At 68.7% G+C, this 18,014-nt stretch carries 15 protein-coding genes and 1 pseudogene; 8 read left to right on the forward strand and 8 right to left on the reverse strand.

The features are described from left to right. The first annotated feature begins 221 nt into the window (after positions 1-221). Genes C7389_RS21655 through C7389_RS21670 form a run of 4 tightly spaced genes read left to right on the forward strand, consistent with a single transcriptional unit; the run spans position 222 to position 4,829 of the window. Positions 222-2,228, forward strand: a complete 2,007-nt coding sequence (locus C7389_RS21655; RefSeq protein WP_133594749.1) for an FUSC family protein — start codon at positions 222-224, stop codon at positions 2,226-2,228. Next, positions 2,218-2,412 carry a DUF1656 domain-containing protein gene (locus tag C7389_RS21660; RefSeq protein ID WP_133594750.1) on the forward strand — a complete coding sequence of 65 codons (195 nt, stop codon included), beginning with the start codon at positions 2,218-2,220 and terminating at the stop codon, positions 2,410-2,412. The genes C7389_RS21655 and C7389_RS21660 overlap by 11 nt, the downstream gene beginning before the upstream one ends. Before the next feature lie 49 nt (positions 2,413-2,461). After that, positions 2,462-3,334, forward strand: a complete 873-nt coding sequence (locus tag C7389_RS21665; protein ID WP_211342529.1) for an efflux RND transporter periplasmic adaptor subunit — start codon at positions 2,462-2,464, stop codon at positions 3,332-3,334. 10 nt (positions 3,335-3,344) lie between these two features. Beyond that, complete coding sequence (locus C7389_RS21670) at positions 3,345-4,829, forward strand: efflux transporter outer membrane subunit (protein ID WP_133594752.1); 1,485 nt, start codon at positions 3,345-3,347, stop codon at positions 4,827-4,829. A gap of 491 nt (positions 4,830-5,320) precedes the next feature. On the opposite strand, the gene C7389_RS21675 is transcribed toward C7389_RS21670, so the two are convergent. The 4 genes from C7389_RS21675 to C7389_RS21690 all read right to left on the reverse strand — a co-directional run bounded on the left by C7389_RS21675 (position 5,321) and on the right by C7389_RS21690 (position 8,635). Beyond that, positions 5,321-5,707: a cupin domain-containing protein gene (locus C7389_RS21675; protein WP_133594753.1), complete on the reverse strand. Its 387-nt coding sequence runs from the start codon at positions 5,705-5,707 to the stop codon at positions 5,321-5,323. A 29-nt stretch (positions 5,708-5,736) separates the two neighbouring features. Beyond that, positions 5,737-7,176 (reverse strand): 4-hydroxyphenylacetate 3-hydroxylase family protein, encoded by a 1,440-nt coding sequence (locus C7389_RS21680; protein WP_133594754.1) that lies wholly within the window; start codon positions 7,174-7,176, stop codon positions 5,737-5,739. A gap of 90 nt (positions 7,177-7,266) precedes the next feature. After that, positions 7,267-7,767, reverse strand: a complete 501-nt coding sequence (locus tag C7389_RS21685) for a flavin reductase family protein (RefSeq protein WP_133594755.1) — start codon at positions 7,765-7,767, stop codon at positions 7,267-7,269. A gap of 271 nt (positions 7,768-8,038) precedes the next feature. Beyond that, positions 8,039-8,635 carry a MarR family winged helix-turn-helix transcriptional regulator gene (locus tag C7389_RS21690; protein ID WP_133594756.1) on the reverse strand — a complete coding sequence of 199 codons (597 nt, stop codon included), beginning with the start codon at positions 8,633-8,635 and terminating at the stop codon, positions 8,039-8,041. Positions 8,636-9,714: 1,079 nt separating this feature from the next. Between C7389_RS21690 and C7389_RS25900 the strand changes: the two are divergent. Further along, positions 9,715-10,164: pseudogene (locus tag C7389_RS25900) on the forward strand (methyl-accepting chemotaxis protein); the annotation flags it as partial. Positions 10,165-10,221: 57 nt separating this feature from the next. Here C7389_RS25900 and C7389_RS21700 read toward each other — a convergent pair. Then, entirely contained in the window at positions 10,222-10,368 is a 147-nt protein-coding gene (locus C7389_RS21700) for a hypothetical protein (RefSeq protein ID WP_246034925.1), read from the reverse strand. A 427-nt stretch (positions 10,369-10,795) separates the two neighbouring features. Here C7389_RS21700 and C7389_RS21705 point away from each other — a divergent pair, with 427 nt between their 5' ends. The 3 genes from C7389_RS21705 to C7389_RS21715 all read left to right on the forward strand — a co-directional run bounded on the left by C7389_RS21705 (position 10,796) and on the right by C7389_RS21715 (position 15,097). Beyond that, positions 10,796-11,725, forward strand: coding sequence for a transporter (locus C7389_RS21705; RefSeq protein ID WP_246034926.1), 930 nt, complete (start codon positions 10,796-10,798; stop codon positions 11,723-11,725). 111 nt (positions 11,726-11,836) lie between these two features. Further along, on the forward strand, positions 11,837-13,273 hold the full coding sequence (locus tag C7389_RS21710) for an aldehyde dehydrogenase family protein (protein WP_133594758.1): 1,437 nt from the start codon (positions 11,837-11,839) through the stop codon (positions 13,271-13,273). Between the two features lie 78 nt (positions 13,274-13,351). Further along, positions 13,352-15,097 (forward strand): GMC family oxidoreductase, encoded by a 1,746-nt coding sequence (locus C7389_RS21715; RefSeq protein ID WP_133594759.1) that lies wholly within the window; start codon positions 13,352-13,354, stop codon positions 15,095-15,097. A gap of 202 nt (positions 15,098-15,299) precedes the next feature. Here the strand turns inward: C7389_RS21715 and C7389_RS21720 are convergent, their stop codons facing one another. The 3 genes from C7389_RS21720 to C7389_RS21730 form a co-directional block, all read right to left on the reverse strand. Then, the gene (locus tag C7389_RS21720; protein WP_133594760.1) at positions 15,300-15,686 is read right to left on the reverse strand and encodes a type II toxin-antitoxin system VapC family toxin; all 387 of its coding nucleotides are present in this window, start codon (positions 15,684-15,686) and stop codon (positions 15,300-15,302) included. Beyond that, entirely contained in the window at positions 15,683-15,931 is a 249-nt protein-coding gene (locus tag C7389_RS21725) for a type II toxin-antitoxin system Phd/YefM family antitoxin (protein ID WP_133594761.1), read from the reverse strand. The genes C7389_RS21720 and C7389_RS21725 overlap by 4 nt, the downstream gene beginning before the upstream one ends. Positions 15,932-16,016: 85 nt before the next feature. Next, complete coding sequence (locus C7389_RS21730; protein WP_133594762.1) at positions 16,017-17,951, reverse strand: sigma-54-dependent Fis family transcriptional regulator; 1,935 nt, start codon at positions 17,949-17,951, stop codon at positions 16,017-16,019. Positions 17,952-18,014 lie beyond the last annotated feature (63 nt).

The following is an 18,014-nucleotide window of genomic DNA, read 5'->3' on the forward strand; positions in this document are numbered from 1 at the left end:
GCGTATCGTGCAATGGTTAGATTGCAATAAATTCACTTTTTGGAATGATCCGGTCTCCCTACAGTGATGCGTATCGATCACTGTAGAAGGGCTGCATCGTGCATTCGACGAACGCACCAGACGCGGATTCGTGCGTCTCTCCACGCCTTTCCCGGTTTCGGGAGGGGCTTGCGCGTGGGCTGCCTTATCTCGATCTGACGACGCCGCGCGCGACTTATGTGATGCGTTCCATCCTGGCCGCCTGCCTCGCTTTGGTGGTGGCCTATCTGCTGGAACTGCATGCGCCCTACGCGGCGGCTTCCAGCGTGCTGCTCGTCATCAACCCCGTCCAGGGCGGTGTGATCGGCAAGGGGGTGTGGCGGGTGCTGGGCACGCTGGTCGGCATGCTGGCGGCCTTCGTGCTGATGAGCGCCTGCGGCCAGATGCCCTGGCTGTTCCTGCTCGGTTTCGGCGTGTGGCTGGGCGTTTGCGTGGTGGGCATGACGCTGCTGCGTCACTTCCGGGCCTATGGCGCCACGCTGGCGGGCTACACCGTGGGCCTGGCGGCCTACGGCGCCATGCAGCACCCGGAACTCACCTTCGACCAGGTGATGGGGCGCGGCGCATCCGTGCTGATCGGCGTGGTCTGCCTGGCGCTGGTCTCGGCCCTGTTCAGCAGCCGCAGCGTGCACAGCCGCCTGGCCGCGCTGCTCGACCGCCTCGCGGCCGCCACGGCAGGCGTGCTGGCGACGCATCACCAGGCCATCCAGGGCGGCGCGGAACCAGGCGCCCAGCCCCTGGATGCCGCACGGCGCTCGCTCATCACCGAGGTGTATGGCGTGGACGATCTGTTGGCGCTGGGCAAGGCCGAGTCCGCCGACCTGGCCCATCGAGCCGGCACGGTGCGACACACGATGGTGTCGCTGTTTTCCGCCCTGGTGGGCGGCGCGCCGCCCATGCGCGAACGCGGCGCCGGTGCGCTGAGTGCGTTGCAGCCGGGCTGGGAACAGACATGGCGGGAGCTCGGGCAGGTGCTGGAGCGGGAACCCGGCCCGGCCGGAAGGGCGCTTGCCATCCTGCGGCTGGCCGAGTTGCGCGCCCGGCTGGTGGCAGCGCTCACCGCCACCTCGGTGGACGATGCCGCCGGGCAGGCCGCGCTGATGATCGCGGGCGATCGCTTGATCGAGCAACTCGACGATTACCGGCAAGCCCTCGAAGGCATCGAACGTTTCCACCAACCCAGGCCGACGCCGGCGCGTCTGTCCGTGCCCTTCCACCGCGACACGGTGGCGGCTTTCCAGAACGGCGTACGCGCCCTGCTGACCGTGCTGATGGGCGGCGCCTTCTGGATCGCCACCGGCTGGACGGAAGGCAACATGATGCTGGCGGGCTTGGCGGCGGCCTGCGCGCTGCTGTCCACCGCGCCCAATCCCGCGCTGGGGGCGGTCGAATTCATCAAGGGCACGGTGGCCGCCGTGGCGATGGCCTTCCTGTGCACCTTCATCGTGCTGCCGCACGTCTCAGGCCTGCCGCTGCTGCTGGTGATCCTGAGCCTGTTCTGGCTGCCCGGCGTGTATGCCACCACGATGCCGCGTCATGCCTTGGCGGGCGTGGCCTATCTGGTGGCGTTCACCACGCTTGCGGCGGCGGACAACCCGATGCGCTACGACTTCGCGCTGTTCCTCAATGGCGCCGTGGCCTGGATCCTGGCGACGTGTTTCACGCTGCTGGGCTTCAGGATCGTGCTGCCGCGCAACGGGGCGCGCGACGCCACGCGCTTGCACCAACGCATCCGCAACGCGGCGCTGGGCACCTTGCGCGGCGAGCCGGCCGATGCGCAAGCCTGGCAATGGCGCCAGCAGCATCGCATCGCGCAACTCGGGGCCTTGCTCAGGACGCAGCCGCAGGCGATGGATCGTGCCATCGCCCAGGCGTTGAGCAGCCTGCATCTGGGCCGGGAAGTCCTGCGCCTGCGACGCTGGCTGCGCGAGGCCCCCCAGGATGCCGAATGGCCGCGGTTGGTGGCGCGCCCGCTGCGTCATATGCGCCAGTTGGCGGGCGATCCCGCTCGGGCCGCGCGCCATGCCCGTCGCGCGGCGACTTGCCTGGCGCGTTTGCCGGCGCGCTCCCACGCCGCGATGGATGACGTGCGGCGCGTGACGGTCGTGTTGCTCGACATCGCCGCGCTGCTGGAGCGCCATGCGGATGCCGCCGTACCGACCTCTGGAGGCCACGCCCATGCTCAGTGAGTTCTCGTTGGCCGGCATCTACCTGCCGCCCTTCTTCGTCTACGCCTGCCTGGCCCTGCCTATCTACCTGGGTCTGCGCTTCGTGCTCGCGCGCAGCGGGGTGCTGCGCTGGGTGTGGCATCCGGGCCTGTTCGAGTTCGCGATTTCCCTCTGCCTCGTTTCCCTTCTGGTGCTTTATGTCTGAACGCTCTTTCTCCGCCAAGCTGCTGCTACGGGCAGGATTTACCCTCGCGGTGGCCGTCGCTGCCGTATTCCTGGTCAGCGCGCTGTGGCGTGCCTACGTCGTCGCCCCCTGGACCCGCGATGGCCGTGTCAGCGCGCAGATCGTGCGCATCGCCCCCGAGGTGTCAGGCACCGTCGCCGAGGTCTCGGTCACGGACGATCAATACGTCAAACAGGGCGATGTGCTCTACCGTATCGACAAAGCCGGCTTCGCGCTGGCGTTGGCCCAGGCCGAGGCGCAACTGGCAGCGGCCGAGGTGTCCTGGCGCCAGAAGACCGAGGAGGCGCGGCGCCGCCGCGGCATGGAAAGCCTGGTGCCCGCCGAGGACATCCAGCGCGCGAACCAGGCGATGGCCATCGCCCAGGCCGAACTGCGCAGTGCGCAGGTCGCCGTGGACAGGGCGAAGCTGGACCTGACGCGCACCGAACTGCGGGCGCCGACCGATGGCTACGTCACGCACCTGCGCTTGAACAAAGGTGACTACGCGGTGGCGGGCCAGCCGAACCTGGCTGTGATCGACGCCCACAGCTTCTGGATCACCGGGTATTTCGAGGAAACCAAGCTGCACGGCATCCAGCCCGGCGCGGCGGCGCGCATCCGCCTGATGGGCTTCGACGAGGTTTTGCCGGGGCGGGTGGCCAGCATCGGGCGGGGCATCACCGACAGCAACCAGCAGGCCGACGCGCAGGGCCTGCCGAGCGTGGAACCCAGCTTCAGCTGGGTCCGGCTGGCGCAGCGCATTCCGGTGCGTGTCGAGTTCGAGCATGTCCCGCATGAGCTTGTGCTGGCGGTCGGCATGACCGGCAGCATCGAGGTCACGCCCTCGGCAGGCGTGCCGGTGCCCCAGGGCCGGCTGATCTCGCTGCTGCACCGCTGGATGTGAGGGCGAGTCCATGCATGTCTCCCTCCCTCGCACGCAGCCGCGCCTTCGGCAGGCACTGCTGGCCTCGCTGCTGACCGTCCTGGCCGGCTGCACCACCGTGGGCCCGGACTACCAGACGCAGGCGCCGAACGTGCCCGCGCACTGGATCGAGGCCGACGCCGCCCCGCCCGATGGCGAGCACGACGGCCTGCGCACCTGGTGGCGTGCCTTTCAGGATCCCTTGCTCGACCGCCTGGTCGATCAGGCCCTGGCGCACAACCAGGAGCTGGACATCGCCCTGGCGCGCCTGCGCCAGGCCCGCGCCGAGCGCGTGCAGATCGCCGCGGCCGCCATGCCCGAGGTCTCGATCGGCGTTGCCGGCGAGGCCGTGCGTGGCAGCAAGGCACTCGGCTCGCAGCCCGGCGGACAGGCGCGAACCTGGCACCTGGGCTTCGATGCCAGTTGGGAGCTGGACCTGTTCGGCGGCACGCGCCGCGCGGTCGAGGCCGCCGACGCCGGCATCCAGGCGCTGGCCGAGGACCATCGTGCGCTGCAAGTGAGTCTGGTGGCCGAACTGGTCTCCGATTACGCCGGGCTGCGCATTGCGCAACGGCGCCTTGCCATCGCGCAGGACAACATCCGCACGCTGGCCGAAGCCGAGCGCTTGGCCGAACAAGCGCAGCGCAGCGGCCTGGGCGCGCTGGCCGATGTCACCCAGGCCCGCGCCGAGCGCGAAATGGCCGAGGCGCAGCCACCCTTGCTGCATGCGGACGTCGCCCGCTTCAGTCACGCCATAGGCGTGCTGACGGGCGGGTTTCCCGGCGACTGGCATGCCGTCCTCGCCACGCCCGCTCCCGCGTTGCCCATGCCAGCCGATTTGCCGCTGTCGCTGCCTTCGGACGTCATTCGCCAACGGCCCGATCTGCGCGCGGACGAACGGCGCCTGGCTGCCGCCACCGCGCAGATAGGCGTGGCACAGGCCGCACGCTTCCCCAGGTTCCGCATTCCCCTGGGGATCGGTACCAGCGCCAGCGTCATCCACGACCTGTTCTCCGGCGCCAGCCTGGCGTGGTCGGCGGCGATGCAGGGCAGCCATTCCCTCTACGACAGCGGCCGCGCGCGGGCGGGCGTGACCGCCGCACAGGCCAATGCCGACGCCGTGCGGCGCGTCTACGAGCGGGACGTGAGTGTGGCGCTGCGCGACGTGGAGGACGCCTTGACCGCATGGACCAGCGAACGCCAGCGGCAAGCCGCGTTGCAGAAGGCCGTGGCCGACAGCCAGCAGGCCCTGCAACAGGCCAGCCAGCTATATACGCGAGGATTGAGCGCCTACCTGCCGGTGCTGGTGGCGCAGCGCAGCCTGAATCAGGCGCGCGATACGCTGGCCCTCAGCCAACTGGCGCAGTTGCAAGGAGGCATTGCCCTGTACAAGGCGCTGGGGGCGGGCTGGTCGGACTCCTCGCTGGTCCCTGAGTCCGAGCAACGCGTCGCCAGAGAAACAACGGCGACGCGATGAGGCGCCCAACGTTTCCCCGCCCTCCAGCCGGCCGTCTTCATGCGGCCATTCCTTGCTGATCCGGTTCTGCATGAACGGGGTGGGCGACAGGGACTCCAGGCCGGAGTGGCGGGGGCTCTGGTTGCAGAAGACGGCGATGTATTGAAGGGGATCGCTCGTCGCCGCATTTCGAGTCGCGCGGCCCATGCCCTGCACCGGCTCGATTCAGCGGTCTGCCTTCGCCGCCTTGTCCCCGTTGCGCAGCCTTTGCTCAAGCCAGCCCAACGCGCCGGCAGCACGGCTGATGCTGCCGACCTCATCGGCTCGCTTGACGGCCTGCTCCTTGAACCCGGCCGTATTCCTGGCTGGGATCGCCTCACCTCCTTTTTCCTCTCGTGGTGTCGAGCCTGCTACGGCCGGATTGGAAGAGGAGATCCGTGGGGCAGCTCAAATGAAAAACCCGCCTCGCGGCGGGTTTCGGCAGCAACTGCGGTACCGGTGAAACCGGTTCTTCAGACCGGATCGTAGTAGTGGATTTCCAGCAGCACGCAGCCGTTCTCCGACTTGAACGGGCCATGCCAGGCGCCGGGCGGGCGGCAGGCGTAGGTGAAGGGCTTGTAGTTGGTGCCGCCCTCGCCGTTCTCGTCGTTGCCGACGGTGAGGTCGCCGCTGACCAGGAACACTTCTTCCCAGTAGTCATGCACGAAGGGCTTGGTGGTGAAGACGCCGCCTTCAAAGCGCAGCAGGCGGGTCTGGCTGCCGCGCTTGTTCTCCACGTCGAGGCCGCCGGCGAGGATCTTTTGCTGGACGCGGGCGCCCGGCGGGTAGCCCGGCGGGGTTTCCCAGCCGTCCACCATGTCGATGGTATGGAACTCGTCGTGTAGCTTGTTCACTGCCATTTCGGATTCTCCTGTCTCTCGGGTTGGGGTTACAGCGAGTACGACGCCAGCATGCGATCCAGGATGCCGGCGGAGCGGTCCCAGTCGTAGGTGCGGAAGGAATGGCCCTTGGTGACGAAGGTGGCGCCGGCATAGAACATCTCGTACTGGGTGTGGCGCGAGGCGAATTCGGAACCCAGCGCATCCCAGGCGAGCTTGAAGAACTTCACCCGCTCCTGCGCGCCGGCCACCGGCGACTGCTGGGTCTTCTCGATGATGGAGGCGATTTCCGGGTTGGCGAAATCCTTCACCGAGGACGGCAGCATGATCAGGCCGCCGCCGGCGAGGTCGCGCATGGCGGTGACCAGGCGCGGGTACATCTGCTGGGTGAGCGCCTGGGCGGCGTAGAGGCTGTGGCGGTCCGGGATGAAGTAGGCGCCGCGCTGGGTGCCCTTGGCTTCCATGGCGTGCACGAAGGCATCCACCATGTCCGCCTCGGCGCACAACTGGCCCAGGGTGTCTCGCACCTGCGGGAAGCCGATGATGCCGTTCATCTCGGCGGTGCGGCGGGCGATGCCCATGAGGAAGCGCAGCTTCACCGACAGCCGGATCATGGCCTGGTAGTTCTGGTAGACGTGGGCCGGGGTGGCGTGGAACTGCTTCTGGCACATCTCCAGGCTGTCCACCACGAACACGCGGTCCCAGGGCACCTTCACGTCGTCGAAGAACAGCACCGCGTCGTTCTCGTCGAAGCGGCTGGCGAGCGGGTTGTCGAACACCTCCGGCGCGCTGGCTTCATAGGACTTGCGCGACATCACCTTGAGGCCCTTGGTGTTCATCGGGATGGCGAAGGAGAAGGCGTACTTCTCGTCGCCCGGCTGCAGCGGCTGGATGCAGGTGACCAGCACTTCGTCGGCCATGATGCCGCCGGTGGCCAGCATCTTGGCGCCGCGTATGGTCAGGCCTTCGGCGTCGCGGTCCACCACGCCTGCGGAGAGGAAGGGATCCTGCTGCTGGGCGGCGCTCTTGGAGCGGTCGGCCTGCGGATTGATGATGACGTAGGTGAGGTAGAGGTCGTTGTCGCGGGCGTACTTGTAGTAGTCCGCCAACGCGCCGGCGCGCTTCGGATCGTAGGCCTCGAACACCTCCAGGCCCATGTACATGCCGGCGATGCAGGAGGCGACGTGGTCCGGCGCGCGCCCGAGGAAGCCGCCGTGCAGCTCGGTCCAGGCTTCCAGGCCCTGGCGGCGCTGCTTCAGGTCGTCGTAGCTGAAGGGCAGTTGCCAGATGCGGTTGGCGCGGCCGCCTTCGGGCGTCTCGAAAGTCATCAGTTCCTGGTTGGCCTGGGCGAAGTCGAACAGCTTGCCCACCGAGGCCACCGCGTTGCGGAAGGCGGGATGGGTGGTGACGTCGGCGGCGCGCTCGCCGTCGATGTAGACAGCGCGGCCGTCGTTCAGGCCCGCGATGTGTTGGCTTCCAGTCTTGATCATTTCTGCTCCGTTGGGGACGGTTTGGTTCGGGATGGGGGTGAAGCGGGAAGCGGGCGGCTGCGGTGGGGCCTGCAGCCGCCGGTCTTGTTCTCAGGCCTGCGCGGCCTCGTGCTGCACGCCGTGGTAGCGGCCGCGGAAATAGAGCAGCGGCGGCGGCGCGGGGTCGTAGGTGAAGCGCAGCACGCGGCCGACCACGATCACATGGTCGCCTCCCTCGTACTGGCAGTGGTGGCCGCACTCGAAGTGGGCGAGGGCGCCCTCCAGCAGCGGCGCCATCGCATGGCCGGGGCGGTGGGCGACCTTGTCCCAGCGACCGTCCTGCGGCCGGGCGAACAGGTCGGAAAGCCCGCGCTGGCCGGCACCCAGCACATTGATGGCGAAGCCGTCCGCCGCCAGCAGGCGGGCCAGGCCGCCGGAACCGCGCATCAGGCTGAACAGCACCAGCGGCGGATCGAGCGAGAGGGAAGAGAAGGAGTTGACGGTCATCCCCAGATGCTCGCCGTCGGCGGCATGGGCGGTCACCACGGCGATGCCGGTGGCGAACTGCCCCAGGGAATGGCGGAATTCGCGAGGGTCTGTCGGGGCTTGCACGAAACGGCTCCTGGGGCTGGCTGCCAGGGCTTTCCGGGGGCTTCTCCGGCGGGCCGTGGCGGCTTCGTTATTTTCTAAATTTAGCTTGGTTGCGAAGCTATTATAGAAAGCTGTTGCAGCGGCAGGCAAGCCTGTTCGGCAAATAGTGGAAGACCACGCTCACGGGGCGCGAAAGGGATGGGCGGGCGGGCTTCTGCGGCGCGCAAAAGCACACGGGCCGCGATGCGGCCCGTGTCGGAAAAAGCGGGTGTGCCTCCGTTGGAGGCTGGCGTCAGCCCTCGGCGACCTTCGCCTGCAGGGCGAGGTAATCGACCAGGTGCAGCGCCTGGTCGCTGGAAACCACCAGCTTGGACATGATCTGTCCCAGCATCTGGAACTCCTCCGCGCTGAGCGGGAAGAGCATGTCGTTCACCGGGCTCTGGATGCCGGTGAGGGCGTCGAGCTGGGTGCGCGCTTCCGGCGTCAGCGTCAGCCGCACCCGGCGGCGGTCTTCGGGGTTGGTCACCTTGGCCACAAGGCCGGCCTTCACCAGCTTGTTCACCTCGGTGGTGATGAATGCGCCGCTGAAGTGCAGGTGGTCGGCAATGGCGTTGATGCCGGCCTCGCCATGCTGCAAGTGGGCGATGGACATCAGGATGGTGTAGGAGGTGCCGGACAGGTCCAGCAGGCGGCCGAACTTGTTGCGGATGTCCTGGATGCGCGCGGAGAAGGCGAGCAGGTCGTGCACCAGTGCGCGGAAGGCAGCGTCGCTACCGTCCACCAGCAGTTCCGGCCGCGACACGGTGAGCTTGGACGTCTTTCGTGCCGAGCTTGCGCCGGCTTTCGTGGTGGCGGTGCCGGTGGTTTGTCGCTTGGTACTGGCGGGCATGAGAACGGAATGGATCGCTAGGCAAAGATAGCTATTATACAAAGAAGTATTGCGCTTTTTGCAGTTCCGGCCGCGCCAATGGGCTGGACCGCAGCCGCCCGGGCCAAGTGCCGGCGCTCAACGCAGCCGGGCTGCAGCCCGCCTGGATTGAGTATGGCAGCTGGCCTGCGTCTTTGCTGCCGGGCTGGGCGCCGGTGCCCGCGGTGGTGCGCAGGCGGCAAGGCGGCGGTGCTGCGATGCACTGCCCTGGTGTGGCCGCCCCTCCGGCCGTGTTGCGAACGCGGTGGCTGGACAGCCGCTCGCGCGGAACCCGGGCCGGTGGCCGGGCTGCCGCACTCTTTCCCCCTCCTGGAAGCGGATGTTCCTCCTCTGCCGCTGGCACGGGGCTTGCGATGAGTTGCCGCAGCCCTGGCGTTTCCCGACGCCGGGGCTGCGGCTTTCCAACCCCTCGCAATACCCGACAAAACAAGGAGAAAACCATGAATCGCTACGCTGACGGCGCCTTGCTCGCGCTGGCTGTGTTGTCCGCCGCCTATGCGGTCTTCGAGGGTGGCGGTGTGCCGGCAGGGGCCGCTGCGGCGCTGGTCCTCGCCGCGCTCGCAGTGCGTGCCCTGGCCGCCGCGGCCCCGGCCGGCTTGAGCCGTGCCGATGCCGCCGCTCTGGGTTCGTCCCTGGCTGCCGGCGACTGGGCGGGAGCGCAGGCGCTCGGCCAGCGGGCGGCGCCCGGCAGCGTTGCCGAAGGCCTGGCCAGGGCGATCGGCAAGCTGCTGCGCGAGCTGCAAGCGGCCGAGGAAGGGCAGGCCGCAGCGGAGCAGCGTTTGCGGGCCGCCGAGGCGAAGGCTGCCGCGATGCCCCAGGCGGCCGCCGGCGCCGGCCACCGGGTGCTGGATGGGTTGCGCGCTCGGCTGGCTGCCTTGTGTGCGTCCCAGGTGGAGTTCTGCGAGCACCTTTCGCGCGGCACCGGTGCCGCCGAGCGGGCATCCGAGAAGATCGCCACTTGCTATCGGGCGGTGCAGGAGAGCGACGGCGCGCTGACCCAGCTGCGCGACTACAGCGCCCAGGTGGCGCAGGTGTTCGCCGAGCTGACGGAGCAGTCCAACCGCATCGAGCACATCGTTTCCAGCATCCAGGAGATCGCCAGCCAGACCAATCTGCTCGCGCTCAATGCCGCCATCGAGGCGGCGCGCGCCGGCGAGAGCGGCCGCGGTTTCGCCGTGGTGGCGGACGAGGTGCGCAAGCTGGCCGAGCGCTCGGCGCTCTCCAGCAAGGAGATCGGCGACATCGCCCAGGGCCTGCATCGCACCGCCGCCGACGCCGGCAGCCGGGTCGAGCAGGCCACTTCCAGCGCGGAGCACGGCAAGAACCGCATCGAGGTGGCGATCAGGATGATGGACGACGTCACCGAGGATGCGCGGGTGCGCATGGTCGTGCTGGAGAAATCCACCCAGTTCGCGGTGCGCCAGCGCGACGAGGGCGTGGATATCGAAGCGGGCCTGGCCCAGGCGCTGGCGGGCCTGCAGGCCGCCTGAGCGGCGGCGGCCAAGGGGGGCTGCGCCCGGGCATCACCGCGGGCCGGCCCGCCTGCCTCAGCCCAGCATCCGGTAGCGTTCCAGCCAGCGCGCGTAAGGCGCCGGCAGCGCCCGGGGCGGCTTCTCCTTCTTCAGCGCCAGCGCGGCTTGGTAGGGGAGTGTGGGTTGGCGAGGCGGGCGCGGCCTATCAAATCCGGGCTTCATCAAGACCCTCGCCTGGCATGAGCGCACCCATCACTTGCCGGCCCACCGCTGGGTGCGGGCACAGTTGACTGAGACCTGCGAGGAGCCGGCTTGAGCGAGCCCCGGCGGCTGGACGCCGGCCACCCCGTTTCTGGCTCCGGCACCGCAGCCCGAGACCACTGCGTCAGATTGACCGGGTCAGATTGAGCACCACCGCGGCGGGCTGCGCCAGCGCCGGCCGCCACGCCGCCTGCCGCCCTTGCGCTGGCCGTGTGCATTCCTCATCCAATCGACTGAAAGAAAAGGAAAAGCCGCCGTAAGGGCGGCATGGGCCGGAGCGCTCCCGCGCACTGGCACCGGCGTTGCTATTTCCTCTTCGAGGCCTCGAACGCTCAGCCCCGGCAGCCGCCGGGATAAGCATCCTCAACCCCTCGAAGGAAAGAAAAAGATGCGCCCAACCCCAATGAAGAGAACGCCGGCCGGCCGGCCGGTACCGTCGCGTGGTTTCCGCCTCGCCTGCCTGATGCCGCTGCTGCTTTCCCTGCTCGCAGTGGCCACGCCCGCCCACGCCATCGACGTCGAAGCCGGCGACTACACCGCTGCGCCCGCCGGCACCACGCTGGGTCTTCTCTACATGCAGCACGCGGAGCGCGAAGACCTCTACGCCAGCGGCGACAAGGTGCCCGGCAAGGGCAAGTTCCGCAGCGACGTCGGCATCCTGCGTTTCATCCACTTCATGGAACTGGGCGGCTACATCATCGACCCCCAGATCCTGATCCCCTTCGGCAACCTGCGCGGCTCGGGCGATTTCTCCAGCCTGGGCAGCAACGGCGGCTTTGCCGACCCGGTACTGGCTGCCACGCTGTGGACCATCAACGACCCGGTGAACCGCCGCTACCTGGGCATCACGCCCTTCCTCTACGTGCCCATCGGCAACTACGACCGCGGCGAAGCCCTGAACATGGGCGAGAACCGCTGGCGCTATGCACTGCAGTTGGGCTACATCCAGGGCATAGGCGACAAGTTCACCGTCGATCTGCTGGGCGACGTCACCTTCCACGGCGATAACACCGACTACAGCAGCACCGGCGCCACTATGAAGCAGGACCCGACCTACCAGTTCCAGGCCTTCGGCCGCTACCACATCCGGCCGGACCTGGACTTCCGCGTCGGCGTCGCCCGCTCCTGGGTGGGCAAGGTGAAGGTGGATGGGGTGGAGACCACCGGCCAGGCCATGGTTACCAAGTTCAGCGTCGGCTTCGGCTACCAGATCGTGCCGCGCACCCAGCTGTTGTTCGTCTATGGCCGCGACATCGACGTCACCGACGGCTTCAAGGAAAAGAACCGGCTGAACCTGCGCGTCGGCTACGCCTTCTGAGGCGCCGGCGGGCGGGGGGTGGATTGCGTCCGGCCCGCGCGCCGCATGCGGTCCGCCCGCCGCGCCCCCCGTTGCCCCTCTTCCTTCCCGCATCTGAACAGGAAAGATCCCATGACAGAGAAGATAGCCCACCTGTACCCCGCTCCGCTCACCGGCCCGCAGGTGCCCCTGCTGGAGCCGGCCACCGGCGCCACGCTGGCCGGGCTGCGGCTGGCTTCGGTGGCCGACGTGGCTGCCGCCGCCGAAGCCGCCGCCACCGCGCAGGCCGCCTGGGCGGCGACGCCCTTCGACCAGCGCGCGGCGGTGATGCGCCGTGCCGCCGAGCTGCTGCGCGAGCGCGCCGACACCTTCAACCGCTGGAACGTGCGCGAGTGCGGCTCCATTCTGCCCAAGGCGGAATGGGAGCTGAACGCCTCCTACGAGCAGTTGCACAACGCCGCCGGGCTGATCGCCCAGCCGCATGGCCACATCATGCCGTCCTCGGTGCCGGGCCGGACCAATCTGTGGTCGCGGGTGCCCATCGGCGTGGTCGGCATCATCGCGCCGTGGAACTACCCGCTGCTGCTGGCGATGCGTTCGCTGGCGCCGGCGCTGGCGCTGGGCAACGCGGTGCTGCTGAAGCCGGCGCTGCAAGGCTCGGTGTGCGGCGGCCTGCTGCTGGCCGAGCTGTTCCGCGACGCCGGCCTGCCGGCGGGCGTGCTCAGCGTGCTGCCGGGCGAGGCGGACGTGGGCGACGCTATCGTGCGCGATGCCCGCGTCGGCATGATCTCCTTCACCGGCTCCACCGCGGTGGGCAAGCGCATCGGCGAACTCTGCGGCGGCCTGTTGAAGAAGGTGGCGCTGGAGCTGGGCGGCAATAACGCCTTCATCGTGCTGGAGGACGCCGACATCGAGGCCGCCGCCTCCCACGGCGCCTGGGGCGCCTTCCTGCACCAGGGCCAGATCTGCATGCAGGCTGGCCGCCACCTGGTGCACGAGGCGGTAGCGGCGCAGTACGCCGAGGCGCTGGCGCGCCGCGCCAAGGCGCTGCGGGTGGGCAACCCGGACACCGAAACGGTGCATCTCGGCCCGCTCATCAACGCCCAGCAGCGCGCCAAGGTGGGCGGCATCGTCAGGGACACGCTGGCGCGCGGCGCCAGCCTGCTGGCCGGCGGCAAAGGCGAGGGCCTGTTCTACGAGGCCACCGTGCTCGGCGGCGTCACGCCGGACATGCCGGCCTTCATCGACGAGATCTTCGGCCCGGTGGCGCCCATCACCCCCTTCGCCGGCGACGACGCCCTGGTGGCGCTGGTGAACAGTTCGCCCTACGGCCTCTCCGCCGCCATCCATACCCGCGACCTCGCCCGTGGCCTGGAACTTGCGCAGCGGTTGAAGACCGGCATGGTGCACATCAACGACCAGACGGTGAATGCCGAATTCAACGTGCCCTTCGGCGGCATGGGCGCCTCCGGCAACGGCGGCCGCTTCGGCGGGCCGGTGAATGCCGAGGAATTCACCCAGAGTCAGTGGGTGTCCATGGTGTCCCGCCCGGTCACCTATCCCTTCTGAACGCAGCGGGCGACACGATCCGCGCCTTCCTTCCCCCGACCCCAACGAGAAGCGCAACCCCCCGACAAGGAAAACTCCATGGATAAGGAAAACAAGTCCCGCCTCGAACTCAACGAGGAGGTGAACCGCCTCGAATCCGCGCTGATGCGTGGCCGCGGCGACCGCCGCCAGTTTCTCAAGGCTGCCACCGCCGCCGGCTACAGCATGGCCGCGGCCACCTCGATGATGGCCTTCGCCGACCGCGCCTTCGCCCAGCAGTCCGCCAACCGCGCGGCGCTCACCGCCGAGTACGACTTCATCGTCTGCGGCGCCGGCTCGGCCGGCTGCGCGGTGGCCCGCCGGCTGGCGGACAACCCCAACGTGCGGGTGCTGCTGCTGGAAGCCGGCGGCTCCGACAACGTGCCGCAGGTGATGGACGGCACCCGCTGGCCGGAGAACATCGGCAGCGAACGCGATTGGGCGTTCAAGGGCCAGCCCACGCCCACCCTCAACGGCCGCACGCCGCCCTTCCCGATGGGCAAGGTGCTGGGCGGCGGTTCCAGCGTGAATGGCCTGGTGTGGGCGCGCGGCCACAAGAACGACTGGGACATGTGGGCCGAGGTGTCCGGCGAAAAGGCGTGGAGCTATGAGTCGGTGCTCGGCATCTACCGCCGCATCGAAGACTGGCAAGGGCCGGCCGATCCCAAGCGGCGCGGCAAGGGCGGCGAGGTCTACCTGTCGCTGCCGGAAGCGCCGATCAACCCAGTGGCGCCGGCGCTGATCGAGGCGGCGGGCGATTTCGGCATGCCCAAGGTGGTGGACCTCAACGGCGAGATCATGGAAGGCGAGGGCGGCGCCGGCATGCCCAACCTCATCGTCAAGAACGGCCGCCGGGTGTCGATGGCGGTGGCCTACATCCACCCCATCATGGACCGCTCCAACATCACCGTGCTGCTGGGCGCGCATGTGAACCGGCTCAAGTTCAAGGGCAAGCGCGTCACCGGCGTGGAGTTCGTGCATGAGGGCAAGGTGCACACCATCGCGGCGAAGCATGAGGTCATCCTCTCCACCGGCGCCATCAACACCCCGCGCATCCTGATGATCTCCGGCGTCGGCCCGGAGAAGGAGCTGAAGAAGCACGGCATTCCGGTGGTGCAGAAGCTGGAGGGCGTGGGCCAGAACTTCCAGGATCACATCCTGCTCGGCGGCTGCATGTGGGAGTACTTCACGCCGGAGCCCGGGCGCAACAACTCGGCGGAATTCACCTTCTTCTGGAAGAGCGATTCCTCGCTGAGGACCCCCGACCTGCAGCCCTTCCTGGAGGAATTCCCCTACACCAGCGAAGTCACCCGCGAGCAATACACCATCCCGAAGGCAGCCTGGGTGCTGGCGGCGGCCATCGTGCAGCCCACCAGCCGCGGCCACATGACCATCAGCGGCCCGCGCCCGCAAGATCCGCCGCTGATCTACCCCAACTTCCTCTCCACCGAGCAGGACATCAAGGCGCTCACCCGTTCGGTCGAGATCTGCCGCGAACTGGGCAACTCCAAGCACCTCAAGCCCTACGCCAAGCGCGAGATCATGCCGGGCGAACTCAAGGGCAAGGAGCTGGAGCGCTTCATCCGCAACGCCGCCGGCACCTACTTCCACGAAACCTGCACCTGCAAGATGGGCCGTGACGAGATGTCGGTGGTGGACGGCAAGCTGCGGGTGTATGGGCTGGAGGGGCTGCGCATCGCCGACGGTTCCATCATGCCGGCGATCACCACCGGCAACACCATGGCGCCCTGCGTGGTGATCGGCGAGCGCTGCGCCGAGGAGCTGAAGCAGCAGTACCGCATCTGAGCCGCCGTCGGGGAGGCTGGCGCTTGGTTTGACCGGGCCTTTGGTTCGTCCGGTCGAAGGCCTCATCCAGCCCGCTGGCCCCCCGCCGTGGGCGACCCCATGCCCGTGCGGGAACGGGCCGCCGGGCGTGCATGGCTTCAGCCGCGCCCGGCCTTGCCGCCACTACGCCAGCTCAGGCTGGGGTGGTGGCTTTTTTTGCGTCTCAGACGGTGGCGATGGTGTCGCTGTAGCGGGCAAGCACTGCGTCGTGGGTGAGCAGTCGCATCGGCTCGACCAGGGCCTGCGCGACGATGAGTCGGTCGAAAGGGTCCTGGTGGTGGCGGGGCAGCTTTTCGACCGCTACCGCATGTTCGGCTTCTATCGGCAGCAATCGATAGCCTGCGGCCTCGAAATAGCGGCTGGCCTCCTGCCCCGCGACCGGCATATCGCCACGAGCCAGAGAATGCTTGATGGCAATTTCCCACAGGCTGGCGACACTGACCCAGATGGAGGCCCTGGGCGATTGAATCAGCTCGCGGGCGGTGACGGAAAGCCGCGGGCTGTCTGTGATCGCCCACAAGGCGACGTGGGTATCCAGCAGCAGATTCACTTCGCGTCTTCGCCGAGGAAAAGGCGAGCGACCTCGGCGTTGTGGGTATCGATGTCGTCTGGCACCTCGAACAGGCCTTTGGCAATGCCGATGCGCTTGTCTGGCGACGGGGTCTCCACCGGCACCAGCTTGGCCGCCGGCTTGCCGTTGCGGGCGATGACGATCTCGCGGGCTTCGCCTTGCTCTATGGCCTCCACGAGGCGGGACAGCGAAGACTTGGCCTGCAGCATGTTGACCGATTGCATGGGGGACTCCTCCGGGAACTACTTAGTCTAGTCTGGCCAGGTGCCTCTCTCAAGCCGGTCGGCGCCGGTTTTGTTGTCGCGAAGCTCAGCCCCGGCTCTCCGCCAACTGCTGCTTCAGCCGCGCGCTGGCGCGCACCCGGCGCTGCAAGGTGGAACGGCTGACGCCCAGGTGGTCGGCGGCGCGGGAGAGATTGCCGCCGGTGAGGCGCAGGGCATCGGCCATCGCTTGTTCTTCCAGGGCGCTTAGGGAGGCCGGCGGCGTGCTGGCCGCGGGCTGGGCCGGGGCAATGGCAGGCAGGCTTGCGGCGACCGCGGCCGGGGGCAGGGCGAAGCGCACATGTTCGGCGCTGATGGCCTCAGCCGCCTCGCACAGCAGGGCGGCGCGCTTGAGCACGCTGAGCGCTTCGCGCGCATTGCCCGGCCAGGGGTAGGCGGCGAGCAGGGCGGTGGCTTCCGGGGTGAGGCCGCCGGGGTGGCCGGCGCCGTCGCGCGCCAGGGTGGCGAAGAGGTCCGCCAGGCGGCTGCGTTCGCGCAGCGGCGCGAGCGCCAGGGTGTAGCCGGCGATGCGGTAATACAGATCGGCGCGGAAGCGGCCCTGGGCCACCAGCGTGTCCAGGTCCTGGTGGGTGGCGCACAGCAGGCGGAATTCCACCGGCCGTGGTTTGCCGCTGCCCAGGCGGGCCACTTCGCGGCTGTCCAGCACCCGCAGCAGGCGGGCCTGCAGGGCGAGCGGCATGTCGCCGATCTCGTCGAGGAAGAGGGTGCCGCCGTCGGCCTCCTCGATGCGGCCGCTGGCGCCGCCCTTGCGGCCGCCGGTGAAGGCGCCATCGGTGTAGCCGAAGAGTTCGGATTCGATCAGCGCTTCCGGCAGCGCGGCGCAGTTGATGGCGACGAAGGGGCCGGCCGGCTGCTGGCGGTGCAACGCATGGGCGACCACCTCCTTGCCGCTGCCGGTCTCGCCACGCAGCAACACCGGCAGGCCCTTGTCCAGCGCCTTGAGGGCGATGCGGAAGCGGCCGGCGAATTCCGGGTCGCCCATTTCCGGGGCGTCCTGCCCGACGTTGGCCATGGCCGTGGCGCGGGGCATGGAGAGCGGCTGCCGCGCGGGGGCGCCGCTGCGTGTCTCGATGAACACGAACAGGCCGGAGTTCAGCCGTATCGGCAGCGGCCGGCCGCTCTGGGCGAGGAGTTCCAGCCACTGGCCGTACTGGCCGTCGAAGACGCTCTCGAAGCTGAGCATGGCCAGCGGCAGGCCCAGCGGATTGAGGATGCGCCGCGCCTCGCGCGTCATGCCCAGCACCTCGCCATCGGCCCCGAAGGCGACGGTGGCATTGCGCGATTCGCCGTTGGCGCTCCAGCTCATGCGCAGGGTGAGGCGGGCGCGTAACCGCTCCAGTTGACGGTGTTCGATGGCGCTGGCGCAGCTCTCCGCCAAGCTGATGGCGCCGAACTCGCGGCCCTCGCGGTGCTTGGTCAGATTCACCGCGCCGACCAGCTGCCCAGCTGGATCGAAGATGGGCGCGGCGGCGCAGTAGAAGGCGGCGTTGGCCTCGAAATAGTGCTCATGGCCGAAGACCTGCACCGGCCGCTGGCAGGCGAGGGCGCAGTTCATGGCCGCGGTGCCTATGGCCTGTTCGGACATGTCGCAGCCCAGCTGCAAGGCCTCGTACAGCTCGCCGCTCGCCTCGCGCGGATCGGTGAAGCGGGCGATGGTGAGCGCCTCGGCATCAGTCAGCACCGGATGGAAGCCGGATTCGTGCAGCACCCGGGCGAACAGGCCCAGCGTGGCCTCGAAGTCGCGGATCAGCAGGGCGTTGCGGCCGCGCAGTTCCTCCACCCGGCTGCGGTCATGGATGTTGAAGCCGACCCGCGCCGAGGCCGGGCGCTGGTCGGCGCAGCGCCGCCAGGAGTCGAGGATGGCGGCATCCACCAGCCCGTCCGGCGTTTCGCCCTGCCCGAAGAATAGTTCGCGGGCGCGATGGGCATGCAGGCCCGGCACTGCTGCGGCGAATCTCGACATGGCGACTCCCGTGGTCTGGCGGCTGCGGCCGTGGTTGCCAAGGAGTATTACCGAAGGCGTACG

Origin of the sequence: Azoarcus indigens, assembly GCF_004361735.1 — a bacterium.
Taxonomy (GTDB): Bacteria; Pseudomonadota; Gammaproteobacteria; order Burkholderiales; family Rhodocyclaceae; genus Azoarcus; species Azoarcus indigens.